The organism is Agrococcus citreus (genome assembly GCF_039527715.1).
Classification (GTDB): domain Bacteria; phylum Actinomycetota; class Actinomycetes; order Actinomycetales; family Microbacteriaceae; genus Agrococcus; species Agrococcus citreus.
Genome location: NZ_BAAAKK010000005.1, coordinates 272,305 through 292,609, shown reverse-complemented (window position 1 = coordinate 292,609; position 20,305 = coordinate 272,305). Strand labels below are relative to the sequence as shown.

Genomic DNA, 20,305 nt, shown 5'->3' with positions numbered 1-20,305 from the left:
TTACATAAGGAAGTGCCGACGTGCCGATCGCGACCGACCCGCTCAGCCGCATCTTCTTCGCGCTCGCCGACCCGACCCGCCGCGCGATGCTCGAGCGGCTCGCGAGCGGCCCCGCGACGGTCGGCGAACTGGCCGAGCCGTTCGCGATGAGCCGGCCCGCCGTCTCGCAGCACCTCGGCGTGCTCGAGCAGGCCGGCCTCATCGAGCGCACGCGGCAGGGGCAGTGGCGCAGCTGCGCACTGCGACCCGAGGGGCTCGACGACGCGGAGGCATGGGTCCAGCAGCACCGCGCCGCGTGGCAGTCGCGCTTCGACCGGCTCGACGAGACCCTCGCGGCGCTCGTGGGCGATCAGAGCGGCGCGAGAGCCGCACACCGCCGCCGAGCCGGCGCATCCGTCGGCGACACGAACGATCAGGCCGACAGAGACGTCGGCGAACCGAAGGAGCAGTGATGACGACGAAGGAGTTCACGATCACGCGCACGTTCGACGCGCCCCGCGAGGCGGTGTGGCGGGCGTGGACCGACCCGGCGCTCGCCGCGCAGTGGTTGCACCCGCACGACGTGGTCACGCCGCCCGAGTCGGTGCGCATCGACCCGCGGGTCGGCGGGCGCTACGAGTACCTGATGATCGCGCCGGACGGCAGCGAGTACCCGACCGGCGGCGAGTACCTCGAGGTGCGCGAGCCCGAGCGGCTGCGGTTCTCGTGGGCCGATCCGGGCGACTCGGTCGACGACGCGATGCTCATCACCATCGATCTGCGCGAGGCGCCGGACGCGCGGTGCGAGATGACGTTCCACATCGCCGGCATCGACGATGACCGCGCCACGCACGACGGCATCCACCAGGGCTGGACCGAGGCCTTCGAGGAGCTCGACGACGCGCTCGAGGCGGCGCGGCGATGAGCGTCATCGTCGAGCAGATCGTCTCGGCCGACGGCTTCGCCGCCGAGCCCGACGGCGGCATGCGCTTCATGGAGGCGACGATGCCCGATCGCGTCGTCGACGACGCCCGTCAGCTCGCGATGCTCGAGTCGGTCGACGCGATCCTGCTCGGGCGCCGCACCTACGAGATGTTCGCCGGCTACTGGCCGACCGCCGACCCCGCCGTCGAGGCCGTCGCCGAGCCCATCGCGCGGCTGCCGAAGCTCGTCGTCTCCTCCACGCTCGAGCGCGCGCCGTGGGGCGACGGCGAGATCGAGGTCGTGCGCCCCGAGCCGACGGCGACGGATGCGGTGCGCGCGCTGCGCGACCGGTTCCCGTCGATGATCGTGTGGGGGTCGCTGTCGCTCGCCAACGCGCTGCTCGGAGCGGGCCTCGTCGACCGGCTGCGGCTGCGGACGACACCGGCGCTCATCGGCGACGGGCTGCGGTTCACGCCGCCCTCGCTCGGCCTGCGGATGCTGCGGCTCGAGTCGTCGACGGCGATGCCGAGCGGGCACGTGGTGACCGAGTACGCGCTGGAAGGGAGCCGGCGATGAGCGCGGCCGCCCTGCCCGACACCGAGCCGCAGGTCGCGGCAGGCAAGGTGCTCTGGCACTTCTCGATGTCGCTCGACGGCTTCGTCGCGGGGCCCGGGCACGCGATGGACTGGATGACCGGCTTCACCGGGCGCGAGGGGATCATCGACGAGTACACGTCCACGACGGGCGCAGTGCTCGGCGGGCGCACCGGATGGGACCTCTATCCCGACCCAACGGCGACCTACGGCGGCGCGTGGCAGGGCCCGATCTTCGTGCTGACCCATCACCCCGACGACGCGGCGCCGGCCGAGGGCGTGACGTTCCTCAGCTGCGACGTCGCCGAGGCCGTGCGCATCGCGCTCGAGGCTGCGGCCGGCAAGAACGTCGAGGTGCTCTCCCCCTCGATCGGCCGCCAGCTGCTCGAGCTCGGGCTCATCGACGAGATCGACCTGCACATCGCGCCGGTGCTGCTGGGCGACGGCATCCGCCTCTACGACCACCCCGGCGGCCCTCGCATCCCGCTCGCGCTGCAGAACGGCGACGAGCCGTTCGTCGAGGTGAACCTGCGCTACCGACCGGTCGCGGCGCATCCGGTCACCGGGTCGATCTCGCAGGGCATGATGGAGGCGTGAGCGCCGAAGACGACAGTCCCCGGAGCGGACGCATCTGCGTCGTGGGCTCTGCCAACGCCGACCTGGTGGTGCGCACGCGCGTGCTGCCGAAGCCGGGCGAGACCGTCGCGGGCGGCGAGCTGCAGCTGCTGCCCGGCGGCAAGTCGGCCAACCAGGCGGCGGCGGCCGGCCGCCTCGGCGGGCGCGTGACGCTCGTCGGCGCGGTCGGCGACGACGCCTACGGGCGGATGCTGATCGACAGCCTCGAGGCGAGCGGTGTCGACGTCGCGGGCCTCGCGGTCCGCGACGACGCCACGACCGGCACCGCGATGATCGCCGTCGACGAGCGCGGCGAGAACTTCATCATCGTCTCGAGCGCCGCGAACGGGCTCGTCGACGAGGCAGCGGTCGACGCGCGAGCCGACGCGATCGCCGATGCCGACGTGCTCGGTCTCTCGTTCGAGATCCCGATGGGCGCGATCATCCGGGCGAGCGAGATCGCACGGGCGAACGGCACGACCGTCGTGCTCAACCCGTCGCCGTTCGCGCTCCCGCCCGTCGAGCTGCTCGCGAACGTCGACATCCTCGTGCTCAACGAGCACGAGCTCGGGCAGCTGTCGGGCCTCGACCCCGATGCGCCGCTCGAGGCGCACGCGCCGGCGCTCGCCGCGCTCGGCGTCGGGCGCGCGGTCGTCACGCTCGGCGCGAACGGCGCGGCGCTGCTGGTCGCCGAGACGACGGCAGACGCAGCCGCCGTGACGCTCGTCGATGCACCGCGCGTCGAGGCCGTCGATACGACCGGTTGCGGGGATGCGTTCACGGGCGCGCTGCTGCTCGGCCTGTCGGCGGGCGACGACCTGCTCGCGAGCACCCGCACGGCGTGCGCCGTCGGCGCGATCGCCGCGACCGCGGTCGGTGCGCAGTCCTCCTACCCGTTCGCCGACGAGCTCGAGGCGTTCCTGCGCGAGCGCGGCGGAGCGCCGACCGCCTGACGCGGTAGCGCTACGCCGCCACCGCACCGGGTCGAGGCCGCCGCACGAGCTCGAGCCGCAGCAGCGGCAGCAGGTGCTTCGGCCAGACGACGATCGCCGTCGCGTCACCCAGCCCCACACCGAGGCCGAGCACGTGCTCGTCGGGGATCTCGACGCATCCGACCACCGCGCCGTCGACCATGACGGTTGCCTCCACCGCATCGCCGGCAGCGGGCGGGTCGACGAAGCTGTCGGGGTCCTGCATCGTCGGGTACCGCTGCTCCCGGAAGGTGTTGCCGATCACGTTGCGCATATGGAGCGCGAGCGCATCGGCGATCGACTGCCCGTCGCGCAGCACGACCGTCTGCACCGCCTCGTACGCGGTCGGGAACCGCATCCACGGCAGCCAGTCGGCGAGGCTGGGCGGCAGCAGCGGTGACGGGTTCGCGATCGCCGCCTCGACATCCGGCGGCAGCTCGACGTGGTTCACGGGATCGTCGAGGTCGTCGGGATTCCAGAAGATCGCGTAGATGATCGCCGCGGACTCCAGCCGATCACCAGAGGAAATCGTGTTGACACCGATCTCGCGGATGCTCGGCTGCGCCACGAGCGTCGCGAGCAGCACCGGGAAGTCCGCGCCGACGGAGTCGAGCGTGGGCGGCTCGAACTCCCGGTCATCGTGCTCGGCGAACTCCATGCCTCATCCTCTCAACGGCGCCTGTGGTCGCGGCCTGTGCGACCACAGGCGACGTCGAGATCTCCAGGCGGGCGGCGAGGGCGAGCGCGTCGTGCGGGGCATGGCCGTTGATGTCGTTGTCGAAGTAGGCGTAGACGTCGCGCGGGACGCCGTCGGGTGCGGATGCGCCGCTCGTCCAGCCGCGGATGCGGTCGGCCCACGCGTCGAGCTCGTCGGGCGTGTAGCCGCTCGCGTAGAGCTCGCGCGAGCCGTGCAGCCGGACGTAGACGAAGGCGGCGGTCACCTGACCGAACGCGGGCCAGCGGCCGGCGGTGTCGGCGACCGTGAGCGCGACGCCGTGCTGCCGCAGGAGCTCGGCGGCTGCGGGATCGTCGAAGCTCTCGGCGCGCGGCTCGAGCGCATGGCGCAGCGGCGCATCCGGGACGTCCTCGAGCCACGTGCGTCCCGCCATCCGCTCGTCGTGCCCGCGCGCGAGCGCGAGCGCCTCTCCGGTCGAGCGCGGCAGCGCGGAGAGGAAGCGATCGAGCACGTCGGGCTCGAACTCCTGCCGCTCGGGCAGCTGCCACAGGAAGGGCCCGAGCTTCGGCCCGAGCGCGAGCACGCCCGAGGCGAGGAAGTTCGCCATCGCGACCTCGACGCCCTGCAGCCGCAGCATGTGCGTGATGTAGCGGGACCCCTTCACCGCGAACACGAAGTCGTCGGGCACCGCGTCGCGCCAGCGCTCGTAACTGCCCGGCCGCTGCAGCGAGTAGAAGGAGCCGTTGAGCTCGACCGTCGACATGCGCTCGCCGACGAACTCGAGCTCGCGCCGCTGCACGAGGCCCTTCGGGTAGAAGTCGCCGCGCCAGTCCTTGTAGCGCCAGCCCGAGATGCCGACGCGGGCGCGCCCGCGCGGGCGCTCGTCGGGGGCCTCCATGCGGCAACCTTCGCATCGCACCCGGCCGCCCGCACCCATCCGCCGTTCAGGTGGGTAGCGCGCCCGCTCCCCCGCACGGCGGAGGACGAAGTCCAGCCACCAGGGGGAGGACGGGCGGCGGATGCGCGAATAGCGTGCAAGCATGCTTTCGATCCGATCCATCTCCCGCTCGTTCAACGGGCACCAGGCGCTCAAGGACGTCACCTTCGACGTGCACGACGGCCTGATGACCGGCTTCGTCGGCGCGAACGGCGCCGGCAAGACCACCGCGATGCGCATCATCCTCGGTGTGCTGACGCCCGACTCCGGCTCGGTCGAGGTCGACGGCCGCCCCGTCACCGCGAACGACCGCGCGCAGTTCGGCTACATGCCCGAGGAGCGCGGCCTCTACCCCAAGATGAAGGTGCTCGAGCAGCTCGTCTACCTCGGCCGCCTGCACGGCATGACGGGCGCCGCCGCCGCGAAGCGGGCCGACGCGCTCCTCGAGCAGCTCGGGCTCGGCGATCGGCAGGACGACACGCTCGAGTCGCTCAGCCTCGGCAACCAGCAGCGCGCACAGATCGCCGCCGCCCTCGTGCACGAGCCCACCGCGCTCGTGCTCGACGAGCCGTTCTCGGGCCTCGACCCGATGGCGGTCGAGACGACGCTCGGCGTGCTGCGCGACGTCGCTCGCGCCGGCGCCCCCGTGCTCTTCTCGAGCCACCAGCTCGACGTCGTCGAGCGCCTGTGCGACTCGCTCGTCATCCTCGCCCACGGCGAGGTGCGCGCCGCCGGCACGCGCGAGCAGATCCGCGCCGCCCACGCCCGGCCCGAGTGGATCCTCGAGACCGACGACGCCGGCTTCGTGCGCGGGATCCGCGGCATCGAGGTGCTCGAGTTCGACGGCGGCCACGTGCGCTTCACCGCACCGAGCGAGGCCGACGCCGACCGCGTGCTCCGCGAGGCCATCGAGCGCGGCTTCGTCCGCAGCTTCTCCCCCGCCATCCGCCCGCTGACCGAGATCTTCCAGGAGGTCGTCCGATGAGCACCCTCACCGCATCCACCCGCAGCACGGGCGTCGACAACGACCGCGGACGCACCGCGTTCTGGCAGGCGACGGGCATCGTCGCGCAGCGCGAGATCATGACGAAGCTGCGCTCCAAGAGCTACATCATCTCGACGGTCATCCTGCTCGCCCTCGTCTTCGCGGGCGTGCTGTTCTCGGCGGTCGGCCCGCAGATGTTCGACGAGGACACGACGGTCGCGACCACCGGTGGCGTCGCCGCGAGCCTGCAGTCGATCGACGGCCTCGCGGTCGAGTCGCTCAGCAGCGCGGATGCGGTGCGGCAGGCCGTGCTCGACGGCTCGGTCGACGCCGGGGTCGTCCCGGGCGACGGCCCGTCGGGGCTGCTCGTGCTCGCCGACCGCGAGGCGCCCACGTCGCTCATGCAGATGCTCAGCATCTCGCCGGAGCTGCAGCTGCTCGACCCGAACGCCCCCGACCCGCTGCTCACCTACTTCATCGGCATCGCCTTCGGCATCGTCTTCTTCATGTCGGCGATGACGTTCGGCCAGACGATCGCGCAGTCGGTCGTCGAGGAGAAGCAGTCGCGCATCGTCGAGATCATGCTCGCGACCGTCTCGGCCCGGGCGATCCTGGCCGGCAAGGTGATCGGCAACTCGGCGCTCGCGTTCGCGCAGATCGTGCTCATCGCGGCTGTCGTGCTGCTGGGCGGCGCGATCACGGGCTCGCAGCTGCTGCTCGACGGGCTCGGCATGCCGATCGTCTGGTTCGTGGTGCTCTTCACGATCGGGTTCATCATGCTCGCGGCGCTCTACGCGGCGGCCGCCGCGCTCGTCTCGCGCTCCGAGGACCTCGCGACCGCGACGAGCCCGCTGATGATGGTCGTGATGATCCCCTACATCCTGGTGATCCTCTTCAACAACAACCCGCTCGCGCTGCAGATCATGTCGTACGTGCCGTTCTCGGCGCCGGTGGCCGTGCCCATGCGCGTCTACCTCGGCACGATGGAGTGGTGGGAGCCGTACCTCTCGCTCGCGATCCTCATCGCCTTCACGGTGCTCGTGATCGGCTTCGCGGCGCGCGTCTACGAGCGCTCGCTGCTGAAGACCGGCGCGATGGTGAAGTGGCGGCACGCGCTCAAGGCGTAGCCCGCCGCATCCGCCGCACGCGACGGCCCGTTCCGAGGCATCGGGGCGGGCCGTCGTCGTTCGCGCGCTCGCACGCGATGCCCGGCCATGATCGGAGACACTGGTGGCCTGGAGACGGAGGTACCGGTGATGGATCGCGCGGAGGGGCACGGGCGCAGCAGCAGGGTCCACGCCGAGGAAGGGCGCGCCCGGGAGGGTGCCTTCACCCTCGACGTCGAGCGGATCCAGTTCTCCCCCTACTTCTCGCGTCTCTCCGCGGTCACGCAGGTCGTGTCGCCGACGCTCTCGGGCGCGCAGGTCCACAACCGGCTGACGCACAGCCTGAAGGTGGGCGCGATCGCACGCGCCATAGCGCACCGGCTGACCGACTCCGCCGCCGGCGGCGCGCGGCGCGCCGCGTGCGATCCGATCGTGGTCGAAGCGGCCGCGCTCGCCCACGACTTGGGGCATCCGCCGTTCGGCCACCTGGGGGAAGCGGTGCTCGACCGCATCGCTCGCGTGGAGCTGGGCCTGCCGGACGGCTTCGAGGGCAACGCGCAGACGTATCGCATCCTGACAGCCCTCGATGTGATCGAGTCGGCGCCCACCGGGCTCAACCTCACCGCCGCCGTGCGTACCGCGGCGGCGAAGTATCCCTGGGCGGCCTCCGTTGCGCGCGCCGAGGTCGACCGGCACGGTGCCCCTCGCGGCATCCGGCAGCGCCCCGAGGGCGGCTACACCGTCTCGAAGTACTCCGCGTATGCGATCGACGCCGCCGACCTGGCCGAGGCGCGAGCACAGTGCTCGGCGCATCCGCTCCGCCAGTCCGTCGAGGGCGCCATCATGGACATCGCCGACGACATCGCCTACTCGGTCCACGACGTCGAGGACTTCTACCGGGCCGGCATCCTCGACCACGCGTCGATCGCGGCGGAGTTCCGTGGATGGCTATCGAGGCCGGCCTGGAGCTCCGAGGACCTCCGGGACGTCGTCGACTCCGCCGAGCACGGCGCCGCGCTCGAGCGGCTGCGGCGCAAGATGCGCCGCGACGACGACTGGGTCGCGGACGACGACGCGTTCCGCATGGCCGTCGTCACCGTCGACGCCCAGCTGATCGACGAGCTCCTGTCGCGGCCCTACGACGGGTCGCTCACCGCGGAGCGCGCGCTGTCGTCGTTCAGCGACCGCTGGATCCGCACGCTGCAGCACGCCGTGGTGCCGACCGAGCCGGCCTCGCCGAGGTCGGGGCCGGTGACGCTCTCCCCCACCGCCTGGCACATCGTCGAGGTGCTGAAGTTCGTGCACAAGAACTTCGTGCTCAGCCGGCCCGACCTGGCGATCCACCAGCGCGGGCTCAGCCGCATCCTTACCCGCACGGTGCGGGAGCTCGACGCGTGGCTCGACGACGAGCAGGACCGCCTCAGGGTGCCGCGGCGCCTGCGCGAGCTCATCGCGCTCGCACATGCCGGGTACGCGGCGCTCGAGGCACCGCCGGCTCCGGACGAGCTGGCTCGCCTCGCGCGCGGTCGGGGCATCATGGACTACGTCGCCACGCTCAACGACACCCAGGCGTTCGCGCTCTCGGAGGCCATCTCCGGCAGGGCCGACGGGCTGTGGGCGATCGGCCAGCAGCTCTAGCTGCCCGCCCGCGGAACCCCCGCTCCTGCGGGAGTGGGGGCCGAGCCCTACCCCACCTCCCGCGCCTGCTCGTCGAGCGTCAGCGTCCGAGTGGGGGCCAACTCCCACGCAGACCCTCGACTCGTCAGCTCGTGTCAGGAAGGGGTTGCGGGGCGCTGGGTTCTGTGGTTCATTAGTCGAGTAATGAACCAACGGAGTGACCGCTCGGTGCGACGCCACCGAGCGGGCCACCCCCGGATGTGCGCACATCCGACCCCCATCGACCAAGGGAAGCAGCATGCTCGACGACAGCAAGCCGCTGTTCGTAGCAGTGGCAGAGCAGATCGAGGACGGGATCCTCGACGGCACCTACGCCGAGGACGATCCCGTGCCCTCGACGAACGAGCTCGCAGCCTTCCTCCGCATCAACCCCGCGACCGCCGGCAAGGGCTTCGGCCTGCTGGTCGACGCGGGCGTGCTCATCAAGAGGAGAGGGATCGGCATGTTCGTCGCCCCAGGCGCCCGAGAGGCGCTCCGACAGCGCCGGAAGCTCGCGTTCCAAGACCAGTTCATCGCACCCCTGCTCCGCGAGGCAGCACAGCTCGGCATCTCGCCCGAGGACCTCGCGGACATGATCACGAAGGAAGCCGTCCGATGACCGCCATCATCACCCAGCAGCTCGCCAAGCACTACCCGGAGGTGCGCGCCCTCGACTGCGTGTCGATCGCGCTCGAGGAGCACCGCATCCACGGCCTGCTCGGCCGCAACGGCGCGGGCAAGACCACGCTCATGCAGCTCCTCACCGGCCAGGTCTTCGCGACCGACGGCACGATGGAGGTGCTCGGCGCGAGCCCGGTCGAGAACGCCGAGGTGCTCTCGCAGACCTGCTTCATCCAGGAGAGCCAGAAGTACCCCGACACGTTCCGCGCGATCGACGTGCTGCGGATCGCGGCCGGCGCCTACCCGCACTGGGACCAGGCGTTCGCCGACCAGCTCGTGGACGAGTTCAAGCTGCCGGTCAAGCGCATGATCAAGAAGCTCTCGCGCGGGCAGCTCTCGGCGATCGGCATCGTCATCGGGCTCGCCTCGCGAGCGCCGATCACGTTCTTCGACGAGCCCTACCTCGGCCTCGACGCGGTGGCGCGGCGGATGTTCTACGACCGCCTGCTCGCCGACTTCAGCGAGCACCCCCGCACGGTCGTGCTCTCGACGCATCACATCGACGAGGTCGCGAACCTGCTCGAGCACGTCATCATCCTCGACCAGGGCCGCGTGCTGCTCGACGCCGACACCGACGAGCTGCACCACGCGGCGTTCGCGGTCTCGGGACGGGCGAGCGAGGTGGATGCGTTCCTGGCGGGCCGCGAGGTGCTCGAGCGCACCGTGCTCGGCACGCTCGCGACCGCGACCTTCACCGCCCGCGACGGCGACGAGCGCGCCGCCCGCGAGGCGGGGCTCGACGTGAGCCAGGTCTCCCTGCAGGCGCTGTTCGTGCACCTGACCACCGCCAGCGCGGCCGCCGCCGAGGCGACCGCGACCGTCACCGCGACCGACGTCGCGAAGCACTGAGAGGAGTCGTCATGCGCATCCGCAACGTCGTCCAGCTCCACACCGTCAACAGGCTGCAGGCCTTCGGCTGGCCGCTCATCATCATGGCGCTGTCGCTCACGATCGTGCTCATCATCGGCGCGCTCGTGCTCAACGTCGCCGGCTCGATGGGCGAGGCCGACCTCGCCGACGCCCGCGAGGGCATGAGCACCGGCATGATGTTCAACGGCGCGATCTTCGCGCTGCTCGGGCCGCTCATCGGCTTCGGCTTCACCGCGATGGGGCAGTACTTCCCCCTCGCGCTCGGCCTCGGCCTGACGCGCCGCGAGTTCGCCGCCGGCACCGCGCTCGTGTTCGTCGGCAACGCCGCGTTCTATGCGGGCATCATCACGATCGGCAAGGTCATCGAGGTCGCGACCGGCGGCTTCGGCCTCGGCATCCGCTTCTTCGACGTCGTCTACACCGGCATCGGCGAGTGGTGGCAGACGCTCATCCAGACGTTCCTGCTCATCCTCTCGGTGATGCTCGTCGGCGCGGCGATCACGACCGCGTTCCAGCGCTGGGGCCAGTCGTTCCTCTGGATCTTCTGGATCGCGCTCGCCGTCGTCGTGCTCGGTATCGTCGCCGGCTCGCTGCTGTCGGAGCCGTTCCGCGGCTTCGCGGGCAGCGTGATGGGGATGGGATGGGTGCCGTGGATGGGCGTGGTCGCCGCCCTGGGGGCCATCGGCGCCGGGCTGTGGCTCGTGCTCGTCCGGCGGGCGCAGGCCCGCTAGGCCGACTCGCCACGACGAAGGCCCGCCCCCATCGATCGGGGGCGGGCCTTCGTCGCACGCCGCTATGGCGCGGTGTCGCCCTCGTCGTCGGCGGCGACCGCCTCCTGGGGCTCACGCACCCCTCAGCGCTGCACGCCCGCGAGCCGGTCGAGGGCCTCCCGCCGCTCGGCCGCGTGGTCGAGGATGCGCGGCGTGTACCCGTGCGCGTACCCCTCCGCCGCCTTCCACGGCTCGTGCACCGCGGCGCCGGGGATGTGCGCGAGCTCGGGCACCCAGCGGCGCACGTAGTCGCCGTCGGGGTCGAACTTCTGGCCCTGCAGCACCGGGTTGAACACCCGGAAGTAGGGCGCCGCGTCGGTGCCCGTGCCGGCCGTCCACTGCCAGCCGTGGCTGTTCGAGGCGACGTCGCCGTCGGCGAGGTGCGCCTGGAAGTGGCGGGCGCCGTACGGCCACCACACGTGCAGGTCCTTGCAGAGGAAGCTCGCCGTCACCATCCGCACGCGGTTGTGCATCCAGCCCTCGGCGAGCAGCTGCCGCATGCCGGCGTCGACGAACGGGAAGCCCGTGCGTCCCTCGCACCACGCGTCGAACAGCTCGCCCGGCTCGTCGTAGGCGATGCCCCGCAGCTGCTGGACGAGGTCGCTCGAGGCGGATCGCGGGTGGTGCCAGAGCACGTCGGCGTAGAACTCGCGCCACGCGAGCTCGGTCTGGAAGCGCTTGAGCGAGCGCTGCGCCGCCCTCCCCCGCCGTGGCGCGACGCGGTCGAGGTCGGCGAGCAGCGTGCGCGGGTGCACGGCGCCGAGCTTGAGCGCGATCGAGAGCCGCGAGGTGCCGTCGAGATCGGGCCGGTCGCGGTGCTCGTCGTAGTCGTCGATCGGGCCGTCGAGGAACGCGGCCCATCGCTCGAGCGCGCCCTCCTCGCTCGCCCACGAGAGCTCTGCCGACGTGGCGGGCGGCTCGGGGAGCGGCTCGCTCTCGACACCGCGCGCCCAGCGGATGTCGGCAGGCAGCTCGGCGGGCGCCCGCCAGCCGTGCTCGAGCCACGCGCGCGCGAAGGGCGAGAAGACGCGGAACGGCGAGCCGTCGCCCTTCCGCACGCGACCCGGCGAGACGGCATAGGGCGAGCCGGTCGCGACGAGCGGCACGCCGAGCGCCGCCTCGACCAGGGCATCGCGCCGACGACCGCCGGGCGTCGACTCGCCCGACACGTGCACCGCATCCGCCCCGGTCTCGTCGACGAGCGCGGGGATGACCTGCTCGGGGCGCCCGGAGCGCACGACGAGCGCGCCGTCGGTCGCGGCGTGGAGGCCGGCGAGCGCCGTGCGGATCGCCGCAGTCCGCGCCGCCCCGGCGTCGTCGAAGGCGGGGTCGACGACGAAGACCGGCAGCACGTCGCCCGCGGCCGCCGCGGCGGCGAGTGCCGGCTGATCTCGCACCCGCAGGTCGCGGCGGAACCACACGATCTGGGTGCCCATGCGGGCAGGCTACTCCCGCCCGCCGGGCGCCCCCTGCGCGCTCAGCGCAGCGGCTCGGCCAGGTTCGCGGGCGGCATCCCGGGGTCGAGCGAGGGGTCGCTCGGGGTCAGCTCGCCGTCGTCCGACTCGCGCTCGGCGCGCAGCCGCTCTTCCTCGGCAGAGGCCGTGCCGGCTCCGCTCGCCTGACTCTCTCGCACCTCCGCCTGCCCCTGCGGCTCGTCCGCCTCACCCGCAGGCCACTCCGCGGCACCCAACGTGGCACCTTCGCCCGTCTGGCCGCCCATGTCGCTCGGGAGCACGGCTCCCGCACCCTCCGGCACCCGCACCTCGCCCGTCCGCACTGCGTCGGCTCCGCTCTGCTCGGTCCCGTCGGACATCTGCTCCTCCGATCGTCGCGCGGCACCCGCGGCGCCGCTGGTTCCGTGGAGCATCCTCGTCCCCCAACCTTGAACCGCACTGAACGTCGCGGCGCGATCGGATGCGCCGGCGGATGCGGTGGCCGCCCCGCGCTCCTGCGAGGATGGTCGGGTGCAGACGCTCCACGACGCGGATCGCCGCGGCTTCGCCTCCGACAACTACTCCGGCGTGCACCCCGAGGTGCTCGCCGCGATCGCGGCCGCGAACGGCGGCCACCAGACCGCCTACGGAGCGGACGACTACACCGCCCACCTGCAGTCGGTCGTGCGCTCGCACTTCGGCGAGCAGGCCGAGGCCTTCCCCGTCTTCAACGGCACGGGCGCGAACGTGCTCGCGCTCCAGTCGCTGCTGCCGCGCTGGGGCGCCGTGGTGTCGGCCAAGACGGCGCACATCAACGTCGACGAGGGCGGCGCGCCCGAGCGCGTCGGCGGCATGAAGCTGCTGACGGTGGCGACGCCCGACGGCAAGCTGACCCCCGAGCTCATCGACATCGAGGCGTGGGGCTACGGCGACGAGCACCGCGCGCAGCCGCTCGCGGTCTCGATCACGCAGTCGACCGAGCTCGGCACGCTCTACACGCCCGAGGAGATCCGCGCGATCGCCGACCACGCGCACGCGAAGGGCATGCTCCTGCACGTCGACGGCGCGCGGCTCTCGAACGCCGCGGTGTCGCTCGGGCAGCCGCTCCGGGCGTTCACGACCGACGCGGGCGTCGACATCCTCTCGCTCGGCGGCACGAAGAACGGCGCGATGGGCGCCGAGGCGGTCGTCGTGCTCTCGGAGCGCGCGGGCCACGGCCTCGTCTACCTCCGGAAGCTCAACATGCAGCTCGCGTCGAAGATGCGCTTCATCTCGGCGCAGCTCGTCGCGCTGTTCGAGGGCGACCTCTGGCACGAGAACGCGGCGCACGCCAACGCGATGGCCGCGCGGCTGCGCGCCGCCGTCGAGCAGCTGCCGGGCGTCTCGTTCGCCTACCCGACGCAGTCGAACGGCGTCTTCGCCCGACTTCCCGTGGGCGTCGCCGACCGCGTGCGCGAGGTCTTCTTCTTCTACGACTGGGATGCGCCGGCGGGCGAGGTGCGCTGGATGTGCACGTGGGACACGACCGAGGCCGACGTGGATGCGCTCGCCGCTGCCGTGCGCGAGGCCGTCGGCGCGTAGGCGCCCACCTGCCGCGACGCGACGGGGCCCCGACGGTACTCCGTCGGGGCCCCGGATCTCGCTGCGCCGCAGCGCTCGAGCGCTCGAGCCGGATCAGCGCTGGTGCTCGTCCTTCACGCGCTGCGTCGCGCCCTGCGCCTCGGACTTGACGTCGCCGGCAGCCGACTGCGCCTCGTCCTTCACATCGGCGGCCGCGGCCTGCGCTTCGCCCTTGATGTTCTCGCCGGCAGACTGCGCCGAGTCCTTGAGCGACTGCGCGGCCTGCTGCGCGGGCTCCTTGAGGTGCTCGCCGGCCTCCTTCGCGACGTCCTTCGCCTCGTCCATGAGCGGCTGCGCGGCATCCTTCACCTTGCTCGCAGCGTCCTTCTCGACGCTGCTCGCGGGGATGAGCGACGCGATGAGCGCGCCGACGCCGAAGGCGATGAGGCCGACGGCGAGCGGGTTGCCCTTCGCCTTCTCGACCGCGCGGTCGGCGCCGTGACGGACGCCGTCGCCGACGTTGCCGACCGCGCCCCGCACGGAGTCGCCCGCATGGCTCGCGGCCCCGCGCACGTCGTGGCCCACCTGGCCCACGGCGCCCGGGTCGTTGTCGTCCGAACCGAACAGTCGATCCTTCACGGCGTTCACCTTGCCCTTCACTCGTTCCGTCTCGCGCCCGACGATGCCGCTCGGCGAGACCTTCTCGGCCAGCGCATCGACGTCGCTGCTGACGTTCTCCCGCGTGCGATCGATGCGAGCGCGGATCTCTTCGGGTGTCTCACTCATCGGTGCTCCTCATTGGTGCTCAGTGCTTCGGGGATGTGCTTGACGGAGTCGACCGTCTCGGGCATGGGCTCGACCTGCTTGAGCGCCTTGCGGCCCATGGAGTAGAGGACCGCCGCGACGATCGCCCAGATGACGGCGACGACGACCGCGCCCCAGGCGACGTTGTCGAACAGGTAGCCCAGCGCCCAGGCGAGCGCGTAGGACAGGAAGAAGATGACGAGGCCGCCGGCGTACGCCGCGCCCCCGAGCATCCCCGCGCCCTTGCCGGCGTGCTTCGCCTGCTCGGTCGCCTCGGCCTTCGCGAGCGCGAGCTCGTCGCGCATGAGCGTCGAGAAGTCGCGCGTCAGGTCGCCGACGATGTCGCCGAGCGACTGCGTCGCCGCGCGCTCCTCAGCGGGCGTGTCCGCCGCGAGGACCGCGGGGTCCTCGGGCGAATGGCGCCCGGTCGTGCCTTCGAAGCCGGTCACAGTCCGGTCTCCCTCCGCGTGGTCGGGAACCCGTCACCGCTCGGCAGGTCGGGGTCGACGCCCGGCACATCCGAGACCGGACGCTCACCGAGCCAGGGCTCGTCGTCGACCGGGGTGGCCGGCGTGGTCTCGCCCGCTGCCGTCGCGGTCCACGCCGCGTCGGTGGCTCCGTAGGTCGCGGCGGTCCCAGCGGCGCCGGTCGTGCCCGCAGTGCCCGTGCCGTAGCTGCCGGTGGTGTCGTAGCCGCCCGTCGCGCCGTAGCCGGTCGGCGAGCCGTAGCCATCCGTCGTGCCGTAGTCGCCCGTGGCGCCGTGGGTGCCCGTGCTGCCGCTCGAGCGGCTCTGGCGCGCCTCGCGCTCCTTCTGGTCCTTCGCCTCCTCGCCGATGCCACGAGCGAGGCGACCGACCAGCAGGCCGGCGACGCCGGCGATCGCGATGAACGTGCCGGGTCGGCGGCGCGCGAACCGCTTGACCTCCTCGAGCAGGTCTGCCGGCTCGCGGTCCTCGAGCCAACCGGCCGCCGAGCTCGCGCGCTGCGCGACCTCGCCGATGAGCTGCGACGCCATGCCGCCCTGTGCGGGAGCGCTGCCGTCGGCCATGCCGCGGAGCTCGTCGCTGAACGTGCGCATGCCCTCGGCCGCGCGGCCCTGCTGGGTCTTGGCCTGGTCGCGCACCTCGTGCATGGTCTGGTCGAAGAGCTGGCGGGCCTGCTGCTTCGCCTCGCCGACGACCTGGCGCGCCTCGCCCTTCGCCGTGTCAGCGACATGGCGGCCGGCGTCCTTTGCCGAGCCCGCGACGTTCGCGGCCTGCTCCTTGGCGGAGCCTGCGACGTTCGCGGCCTCGTCCTTGGCCGTCTGCTTCGTGCCCTGCGACGAGTCGCTGCCCGACTGCCCGCCGATGGGCGGCGTCGCGGGCGTGATGAGGTGCTCCTGGGGCGCGGCGCTGCGCTGACCTGCGCCGGGGATGCCGGGCGCACCGGTCCCGGAGGTGGAGGCGACCGGCGGCGTGACGCCGCCCTGGTTCTGCGGCTCCTGGGGGTGATGCACTGTCATGATCCGTCCAATCGTGCGCGGGCGGAGGTGAACGCCTCCGCGTCGAGTGCTTCGTGTGTCAGCCACCATGTACCCCATTCCTGGGAACTTCAGGGGAGTGGGCGGAGAGTGGCATCCTGTCTGCATGGCGCAGCAGATCGGCACGCCGGGCGGCTCCGCGGAGCGTCCTGCCCTGTTCTTCAGCGGTGCGGCGGAGTTCCGCGAGTGGCTCGAGGCGCACCATGCGACGAGCACCGAGCTGTGGATGGGGCTCAATGCGAAGCATGTCGAACCGCGCGGTCTGACGTGGGCGGAGGCCGTGCCCGAGGCGCTCTGCTTCGGCTGGATCGACTCGCTCTCGCAGCGCATCGACGACGATGCGCGGCGCCAGCGGTGGACGCCGCGCAAGCCGTCGTCGAACTGGTCGGCGGTCAACGTGGCGCACGTCGAGCGACTCACCGCCGAGGGCAGGATGCGCCCAGCGGGCGTGGCCGCGTTCGAGGCTCGGCGCGACGACCGGACCGCCGTCTACGCGTATGAGAACCCGGATGACACGCTGCCGCCCGAGCTGCAGGCGCACCTCGACGCGTCGCCCGCAGCGCTCGCGTTCCTCGCGGAGGCGACCGCGACCTATCGTCGCGGCGCGATCGCATGGGTGCTCGGCGCGAAGCGCGACGCCACGATGCAGCAGCGCGCGCAGCAGCTCGCCGACGACTCCGCGGCGGGGCGGCTCATCCCGCCGCAGCGCTACGGCGCGACGCCGAAGTGGGTCGAGCGCGCGGCGGCTGCGGCCGCTCGCGCGACTGCGGGGCCCTAGCCCTCCAGGTAGCGCGCGAGGTTGGCGAGCGACGACCCGAGCCCCACCTCGTGGTCCTCCTGCGCGATGCCGGTCGGCACATCCGTCGCCGAGACCGACACGCGGGTGCCCGACTCGACCGGCTCGAGCTTCCACGTCATGAGCATGTCGCCGCGGAACCGCTGCTCGTCGGTCTCGAACGAGACGCGCTGCACCACGAGCCGGCCCGGGATGAGCTCGACGAACGTGACGGTCGTGGCGTCGGAGTCGTCGGTCGTCTTGGGATCGCTCGGCTCGGCGAAGCGCAGCACGGCGCGGAAGCCGCCGCCCTCGCGCGCGTCCATCTGCTCGATCGTGCCGGTCGCGCCCTCGGGCGGCAGCCACGCGGCGAGCGCGACCGGGTCGAGGAGCGCCTCGTAGACGCGCTGCGGCGCGACCCCGACGACCGTGCCGGCGCGATCCACGCGCGCGCCCTGCTCCGCCGGCTCGACCGCCGCGGCGCGACCGCTCGCGATCGCGCGCACGGCCGCGGCGAGGCCGAGCCCCAGGTCGTCGAACGACAGGGCGGATGGGCGGGGGGCGGATGCGCGCGGCGCCGCGCCGGCGTCGGTCTCGGCGCCGACGCCCGCGGTGCCGCTCGATCGCACCGCCGGCACGTGGACGAAGCCGCCGGGCACGTCGAGCCCCGCGACGAGGTAGGCGACGTGGTTGCACAGGAAGCGGCCCGCATCGGTGCTCGGGTGCGCGGGCAGGCCGACGGCGAGCATCGCGCCGGCGAGCGCCTCGGCGTCGAAGGCGGATGCGCGGCGCGCCGGGCCGTCCGGGTCGATCGGCGTGCCGCGCGGCTGGTCGCCGGCGTTGTCGGCGATGCGGGCGTCGTCCTCGTTGACGCCCCACCGCTCCGGCGTGATGGCGCTGCGGCCACCCGCCTCGCCGACCGCGAGCACGGCATCCGGTCGGTGCTCGGCCACGAGCGCGAGGAGCGCCGGACCGGCGGCGGCGAACGCCACGGGCAGCGTGCCGGTGACGAGCTCGACGCCCGGCTGCGGGTCGGCGGCCCACGCCGCCTCGAGCCGCCGCACCGCCTCGAGGCTCGCGTTCTCGCGGTCGCCGCCGAAGGGCTCGAACCCGGTCACCAGGATGCGCATGGCGCCCAGTCTGCCGCCGACCGCGGCCGAGCGCACCCGCGGCGCGGTCAGCGGGCGTCGAGCTCGAGCGGGGACGAGTCCGTCACGCGCAGACGCGCACGCGCCGATCGTCGACGCCGACGATGTCGCCGAGCTGCAGCTGCCGGCCGCGACGGCGGTCGACCTCGCCGTTGACGGTGACGTAGCCGTCGATGACGGCTTCCTTCACGTCTCCACCGGAGTCGAACAGCCCCGCGAACTTCAGGAACTGCCCGAGGCGGATGCTGTCGCCGCCGATCGAGACGTCGTCGATCGGAGGCTGTTGGGTCACGCGGGAATGCTAGCCGACCAGCGCGGGGTCAGCCCTGCTGGAACTCCACGACGACGGGCATGTGGTCGGAGAGCTCGGGTCGCGGCACGCGCACCTGTCGCGACAGCGGCAGCGGGTCGGCGGTCAGCACGTGGTCGATCTGCACCATGGGTCGCGACTGCGGGAAGGTCGCCCCGCGCGAGAGCGAGCGAGCCTCGGAGGCGCGCCGCGCCATCCCGGCCGGCATGTTGAGGTCGCCCATGAGCACGCGCGGGCCGGGGAGCTGGCGCAGCCAGCGAGCCGTGCGCCGCAGCTGTCGAGTGTTCACGCCCTGCAGGAACGTCAAGTGGGTGCACGCGATCGTCCAGACGCCGAGCGGCGTGCGGATCGTGGCGGCGACGACCGCGCGCGGCTCGTCGCGCACCCACAGGACGTCGCGGGTCTCGGGCAGCCGCACCGGCGCTCGGAAGCGCTCCGACGACGCGAGTCGGAGCACGTGCCAGCGCAGCACCGGGTAGCGCGAGATGAGGGCGATTCCGTAGCCGTCCCTCGTCGCGTCGAGGTCGTTCTCGGTCGCGGGGCGCCACGCGCGCGCCGGGTCGCCGATGATCGCGGGCACGAAGCGCGAGACCGCGCCGCCGACCGCGTCGGCCGCGATCTCGGTGAGGTCGAGCATGCCCGAGCGGGGCTGGCCCCGGTCGACCTCCTGCAGGGCGAGCACGTCGGCGTCGAGCGCCTCGATCGCGCGCGCGAACCGCACCGGATCGACCGAGCTGTCGGCCGGCGTCCTGCCGTGGAGGATGTTCCACGTCGCGAGCCGCATGCGCCCATCCTGCCCGCTCGCGCTGCGCGAGCCGCCGTTCCGCGGGTGCGCCACGCGGATGCGCCGGCACGGCAGGATGAGACGGTGACGATTGCAGGCCTCGACGTGGGCGGGACGAAGATCGCGGGGGTGGCGCTCGCCGATCGTGGCGACGGCGGCCCGGCGGGCGGCAGTGCGGTGGGCGGAGCGGCGCGCTGGAGCCTCGACGACGTGCTCGCGCGCACCCACCGCGCCCACCGCATCCACGGCCCCGAGTCGCTGCTCGATGCGCTCGAGGAGGCGGTGCGCGAGCTCGACGCGCAGCTCGCCGAGGCGGGGCACGAGCCGATCCGCGCGGTCGGGCTGGCGATCGCCGCGTGGCTGACGCGCGATCGCGAGGTGGTGACGTGGGCGGCGCACCTGGCGGTGCGCGACTTCGCGCTGCGCGCTGCGCTCGCCGACCGGCTCGGCATGCCCGTGACGATCGACAACGACGCGAACGGCTACCTCGTCGGCGAGGCGGCGATGGGGGCGGCGGCGGATGCGTCGTCGTCGATCCTCATCGCGCTCGGCACCGGCGTGGGCGGCGCGTACGTCGCCGACGGCCGGCCGCTGCTCGGGTCGCACGGGCTCGGCGGTGAGCTCGGGCACGTCACCGTCGACGAGCAGGGGCCCGTGTGCTCGTGCACGGCGCGCGGCTGCGTCGAGGCGTACGCGGGCGGCAACGCGCTCGCGCGCGACGCGGCCGGCGTGCCCGCGGCGGTGGCGCTCGCTCCCGACGGTCGCCCGACGGCGGTGCACCTCGAGCAGGCGGCACGGGCGGGCGACGCGGAGGCGATCGCGCTGCTCGACCGGGCCGCGTGGGCGGTCGCCGCGGGGCTGCGGCGCCTGCTGCCGGCGTTCGACCCCGAGGTCGTCGTGCTGGGCGGCCGGGTGATGCTCGAGTGCGCCGACCTGCTGCTGCCGGTCATCGAGCGCGAGCTCGGCGCGCATGCCCCGCTGCAGGGCGTGCCGCAGCCGCGCCGGCTCGAGCTCGCGCAGCTCGGCGGCCACGCGGCCGCGATCGGCGCGGCGGTGCTCGCCGCGCGTTGAGCGACGCTCGAGGGGCGCGCGCTGAGCGGCGCTCGCTCGACTTGCGGTACCGATCGGCCCCTCCAGGCGCCGCGGACCGGCCACTCGGTACCGCAAACGCCTGCAGCGCACGCGCTCGGGACACGAAGAGGCCCCTCC

24 protein-coding genes are annotated in these 20,305 nt (G+C 72.9%); 14 read left to right on the top strand and 10 right to left on the bottom strand.

Annotated elements, in window-relative coordinates:
• The first annotated feature begins 20 nt into the window (after positions 1–20).
• From ABD106_RS10210 to ABD106_RS10190, 5 genes are read left to right on the top strand one after another with little or no spacing between them, the layout of a single operon-like run.
• A complete protein-coding gene (locus tag ABD106_RS10210) occupies positions 21–452 on the top strand; it encodes an ArsR/SmtB family transcription factor (protein WP_343920007.1) in 432 nt (143 codons plus the stop codon).
• Entirely contained in the window at positions 452–904 is a 453-nt protein-coding gene (locus tag ABD106_RS10205; RefSeq protein WP_343920005.1) for an SRPBCC family protein, read from the top strand. Before ABD106_RS10210 ends, ABD106_RS10205 begins: the two co-directional genes overlap by 1 nt.
• Positions 901–1,479 carry a dihydrofolate reductase family protein gene (locus tag ABD106_RS10200; RefSeq protein ID WP_343920003.1) on the top strand — a complete coding sequence of 193 codons (579 nt, stop codon included), beginning with the start codon at positions 901–903 and terminating at the stop codon, positions 1,477–1,479. The genes ABD106_RS10205 and ABD106_RS10200 overlap by 4 nt, the downstream gene beginning before the upstream one ends.
• The gene (locus ABD106_RS10195; RefSeq protein WP_343920001.1) at positions 1,476–2,093 is read left to right on the top strand and encodes a dihydrofolate reductase family protein; all 618 of its coding nucleotides are present in this window, start codon (positions 1,476–1,478) and stop codon (positions 2,091–2,093) included. The genes ABD106_RS10200 and ABD106_RS10195 overlap by 4 nt, the downstream gene beginning before the upstream one ends.
• Complete coding sequence (locus ABD106_RS10190) at positions 2,090–3,064, top strand: ribokinase (RefSeq protein ID WP_343919999.1); 975 nt, start codon at positions 2,090–2,092, stop codon at positions 3,062–3,064. Before ABD106_RS10195 ends, ABD106_RS10190 begins: the two co-directional genes overlap by 4 nt.
• A 10-nt stretch (positions 3,065–3,074) precedes the next feature.
• On the opposite strand, the gene ABD106_RS10185 is transcribed toward ABD106_RS10190, so the two are convergent.
• Together ABD106_RS10185 and ABD106_RS10180 are read right to left on the bottom strand one after the other, a co-directional pair.
• Positions 3,075–3,740 (bottom strand): hypothetical protein, encoded by a 666-nt coding sequence (locus tag ABD106_RS10185; RefSeq protein WP_343919997.1) that lies wholly within the window; start codon positions 3,738–3,740, stop codon positions 3,075–3,077.
• Complete coding sequence (locus ABD106_RS10180; RefSeq protein ID WP_343919995.1) at positions 3,718–4,656, bottom strand: DUF72 domain-containing protein; 939 nt, start codon at positions 4,654–4,656, stop codon at positions 3,718–3,720. Before ABD106_RS10180 ends, ABD106_RS10185 begins: the two co-directional genes overlap by 23 nt.
• Positions 4,657–4,798: 142 nt before the next feature.
• On the opposite strand from ABD106_RS10180, the gene ABD106_RS10175 reads away from it, so the two are divergent.
• The 6 genes from ABD106_RS10175 (at position 4,799) to ABD106_RS10150 (ending at position 10,724) form a co-directional block, all read left to right on the top strand.
• A complete protein-coding gene (locus tag ABD106_RS10175; protein WP_343919993.1) occupies positions 4,799–5,680 on the top strand; it encodes an ABC transporter ATP-binding protein in 882 nt (293 codons plus the stop codon).
• Positions 5,677–6,807: an ABC transporter permease gene (locus ABD106_RS10170; RefSeq protein ID WP_343919991.1), complete on the top strand. Its 1,131-nt coding sequence runs from the start codon at positions 5,677–5,679 to the stop codon at positions 6,805–6,807. Before ABD106_RS10175 ends, ABD106_RS10170 begins: the two co-directional genes overlap by 4 nt.
• A gap of 129 nt (positions 6,808–6,936) precedes the next feature.
• Positions 6,937–8,424: a deoxyguanosinetriphosphate triphosphohydrolase family protein gene (locus tag ABD106_RS10165; RefSeq protein WP_343919989.1), complete on the top strand. Its 1,488-nt coding sequence runs from the start codon at positions 6,937–6,939 to the stop codon at positions 8,422–8,424.
• Between the two features lie 277 nt (positions 8,425–8,701).
• Positions 8,702–9,061: a GntR family transcriptional regulator gene (locus ABD106_RS10160; protein ID WP_343919987.1), complete on the top strand. Its 360-nt coding sequence runs from the start codon at positions 8,702–8,704 to the stop codon at positions 9,059–9,061.
• Complete coding sequence (locus tag ABD106_RS10155) at positions 9,058–9,972, top strand: ABC transporter ATP-binding protein (protein WP_343919985.1); 915 nt, start codon at positions 9,058–9,060, stop codon at positions 9,970–9,972. The genes ABD106_RS10160 and ABD106_RS10155 overlap by 4 nt, the downstream gene beginning before the upstream one ends.
• 11 nt (positions 9,973–9,983) lie before the next feature.
• Positions 9,984–10,724, top strand: coding sequence for a hypothetical protein (locus tag ABD106_RS10150; protein WP_343919983.1), 741 nt, complete (start codon positions 9,984–9,986; stop codon positions 10,722–10,724).
• Positions 10,725–10,846: 122 nt separating this feature from the next.
• Here ABD106_RS10150 and ABD106_RS10145 read toward each other — a convergent pair whose 3' ends face one another.
• Positions 10,847–12,199: a cryptochrome/photolyase family protein gene (locus ABD106_RS10145; RefSeq protein ID WP_343919981.1), complete on the bottom strand. Its 1,353-nt coding sequence runs from the start codon at positions 12,197–12,199 to the stop codon at positions 10,847–10,849.
• 41 nt (positions 12,200–12,240) lie between these two features.
• The gene (locus ABD106_RS10140) at positions 12,241–12,576 is read right to left on the bottom strand and encodes a hypothetical protein (protein ID WP_343919979.1); all 336 of its coding nucleotides are present in this window, start codon (positions 12,574–12,576) and stop codon (positions 12,241–12,243) included.
• A 151-nt stretch (positions 12,577–12,727) separates the two neighbouring features.
• On the opposite strand from ABD106_RS10140, the gene ABD106_RS10135 reads away from it, so the two are divergent.
• The gene (locus tag ABD106_RS10135; protein ID WP_343919977.1) at positions 12,728–13,777 is read left to right on the top strand and encodes a threonine aldolase family protein; all 1,050 of its coding nucleotides are present in this window, start codon (positions 12,728–12,730) and stop codon (positions 13,775–13,777) included.
• Between the two features lie 93 nt (positions 13,778–13,870).
• Here the strand turns inward: ABD106_RS10135 and ABD106_RS10130 are convergent, their stop codons facing one another.
• From ABD106_RS10130 to ABD106_RS10120, 3 genes are all read right to left on the bottom strand, one after another.
• Positions 13,871–14,542 carry a DUF3618 domain-containing protein gene (locus tag ABD106_RS10130; RefSeq protein WP_343919975.1) on the bottom strand — a complete coding sequence of 224 codons (672 nt, stop codon included), beginning with the start codon at positions 14,540–14,542 and terminating at the stop codon, positions 13,871–13,873.
• On the bottom strand, positions 14,539–14,901 hold the full coding sequence (locus ABD106_RS10125) for a phage holin family protein (RefSeq protein WP_343921044.1): 363 nt from the start codon (positions 14,899–14,901) through the stop codon (positions 14,539–14,541). Before ABD106_RS10125 ends, ABD106_RS10130 begins: the two co-directional genes overlap by 4 nt.
• Positions 14,902–15,005: 104 nt before the next feature.
• Positions 15,006–16,055: a hypothetical protein gene (locus ABD106_RS10120; RefSeq protein ID WP_343919973.1), complete on the bottom strand. Its 1,050-nt coding sequence runs from the start codon at positions 16,053–16,055 to the stop codon at positions 15,006–15,008.
• A 130-nt stretch (positions 16,056–16,185) separates the two neighbouring features.
• On the opposite strand from ABD106_RS10120, the gene ABD106_RS10115 reads away from it, so the two are divergent.
• Positions 16,186–16,857: a YdeI/OmpD-associated family protein gene (locus ABD106_RS10115; RefSeq protein ID WP_343919971.1), complete on the top strand. Its 672-nt coding sequence runs from the start codon at positions 16,186–16,188 to the stop codon at positions 16,855–16,857.
• On the opposite strand, the gene ABD106_RS10110 is transcribed toward ABD106_RS10115, so the two are convergent.
• The 3 genes from ABD106_RS10110 to ABD106_RS10100 form a co-directional block, all read right to left on the bottom strand.
• On the bottom strand, positions 16,854–17,984 hold the full coding sequence (locus ABD106_RS10110) for a pyroglutamyl-peptidase I family protein (RefSeq protein WP_343919969.1): 1,131 nt from the start codon (positions 17,982–17,984) through the stop codon (positions 16,854–16,856). The two genes, ABD106_RS10115 and ABD106_RS10110, sit on opposite strands and share 4 nt — an antisense overlap.
• Positions 17,985–18,066: 82 nt before the next feature.
• Complete coding sequence (locus tag ABD106_RS10105; RefSeq protein WP_343919967.1) at positions 18,067–18,294, bottom strand: RNA-binding S4 domain-containing protein; 228 nt, start codon at positions 18,292–18,294, stop codon at positions 18,067–18,069.
• Between the two features lie 28 nt (positions 18,295–18,322).
• A complete protein-coding gene (locus ABD106_RS10100; RefSeq protein WP_343919965.1) occupies positions 18,323–19,096 on the bottom strand; it encodes an endonuclease/exonuclease/phosphatase family protein in 774 nt (257 codons plus the stop codon).
• A gap of 84 nt (positions 19,097–19,180) precedes the next feature.
• On the opposite strand from ABD106_RS10100, the gene ABD106_RS10095 reads away from it, so the two are divergent.
• Positions 19,181–20,167: an ROK family protein gene (locus tag ABD106_RS10095; protein ID WP_343919963.1), complete on the top strand. Its 987-nt coding sequence runs from the start codon at positions 19,181–19,183 to the stop codon at positions 20,165–20,167.
• Positions 20,168–20,305 lie beyond the last annotated feature (138 nt).

Bases quoted from the DNA above. Each gene is read 5' to 3' on its own strand.
- ABD106_RS10205 (WP_343920005.1), top strand. From the start codon at position 452: ATGACGACGAAGGAGTTCACGATCACGCGCACGTTCGACGCGCCCCGC.
- ABD106_RS10200 (WP_343920003.1), top strand. From the start codon at position 901: ATGAGCGTCATCGTCGAGCAGATCGTCTCGGCCGACGGCTTCGCCGCC.
- ABD106_RS10195 (WP_343920001.1), top strand. From the start codon at position 1,476: ATGAGCGCGGCCGCCCTGCCCGACACCGAGCCGCAGGTCGCGGCAGGC.
- ABD106_RS10185 (WP_343919997.1), bottom strand. From the start codon at position 3,740: ATGGAGTTCGCCGAGCACGATGACCGGGAGTTCGAGCCGCCCACGCTC.
- ABD106_RS10180 (WP_343919995.1), bottom strand. From the start codon at position 4,656: ATGGAGGCCCCCGACGAGCGCCCGCGCGGGCGCGCCCGCGTCGGCATC.
- ABD106_RS10175 (WP_343919993.1), top strand. From the start codon at position 4,799: ATGCTTTCGATCCGATCCATCTCCCGCTCGTTCAACGGGCACCAGGCG.
- ABD106_RS10170 (WP_343919991.1), top strand. From the start codon at position 5,677: ATGAGCACCCTCACCGCATCCACCCGCAGCACGGGCGTCGACAACGAC.
- ABD106_RS10165 (WP_343919989.1), top strand. From the start codon at position 6,937: ATGGATCGCGCGGAGGGGCACGGGCGCAGCAGCAGGGTCCACGCCGAG.
- ABD106_RS10160 (WP_343919987.1), top strand. From the start codon at position 8,702: ATGCTCGACGACAGCAAGCCGCTGTTCGTAGCAGTGGCAGAGCAGATC.
- ABD106_RS10155 (WP_343919985.1), top strand. From the start codon at position 9,058: ATGACCGCCATCATCACCCAGCAGCTCGCCAAGCACTACCCGGAGGTG.
- ABD106_RS10150 (WP_343919983.1), top strand. From the start codon at position 9,984: ATGCGCATCCGCAACGTCGTCCAGCTCCACACCGTCAACAGGCTGCAG.
- ABD106_RS10145 (WP_343919981.1), bottom strand. From the start codon at position 12,199: ATGGGCACCCAGATCGTGTGGTTCCGCCGCGACCTGCGGGTGCGAGAT.
- ABD106_RS10140 (WP_343919979.1), bottom strand. From the start codon at position 12,576: ATGTCCGACGGGACCGAGCAGAGCGGAGCCGACGCAGTGCGGACGGGC.
- ABD106_RS10130 (WP_343919975.1), bottom strand. From the start codon at position 14,542: ATGAGTGAGACACCCGAAGAGATCCGCGCTCGCATCGATCGCACGCGG.
- ABD106_RS10115 (WP_343919971.1), top strand. From the start codon at position 16,186: ATGGCGCAGCAGATCGGCACGCCGGGCGGCTCCGCGGAGCGTCCTGCC.
- ABD106_RS10110 (WP_343919969.1), bottom strand. From the start codon at position 17,984: ATGCGCATCCTGGTGACCGGGTTCGAGCCCTTCGGCGGCGACCGCGAG.
- ABD106_RS10100 (WP_343919965.1), bottom strand. From the start codon at position 19,096: ATGCGGCTCGCGACGTGGAACATCCTCCACGGCAGGACGCCGGCCGAC.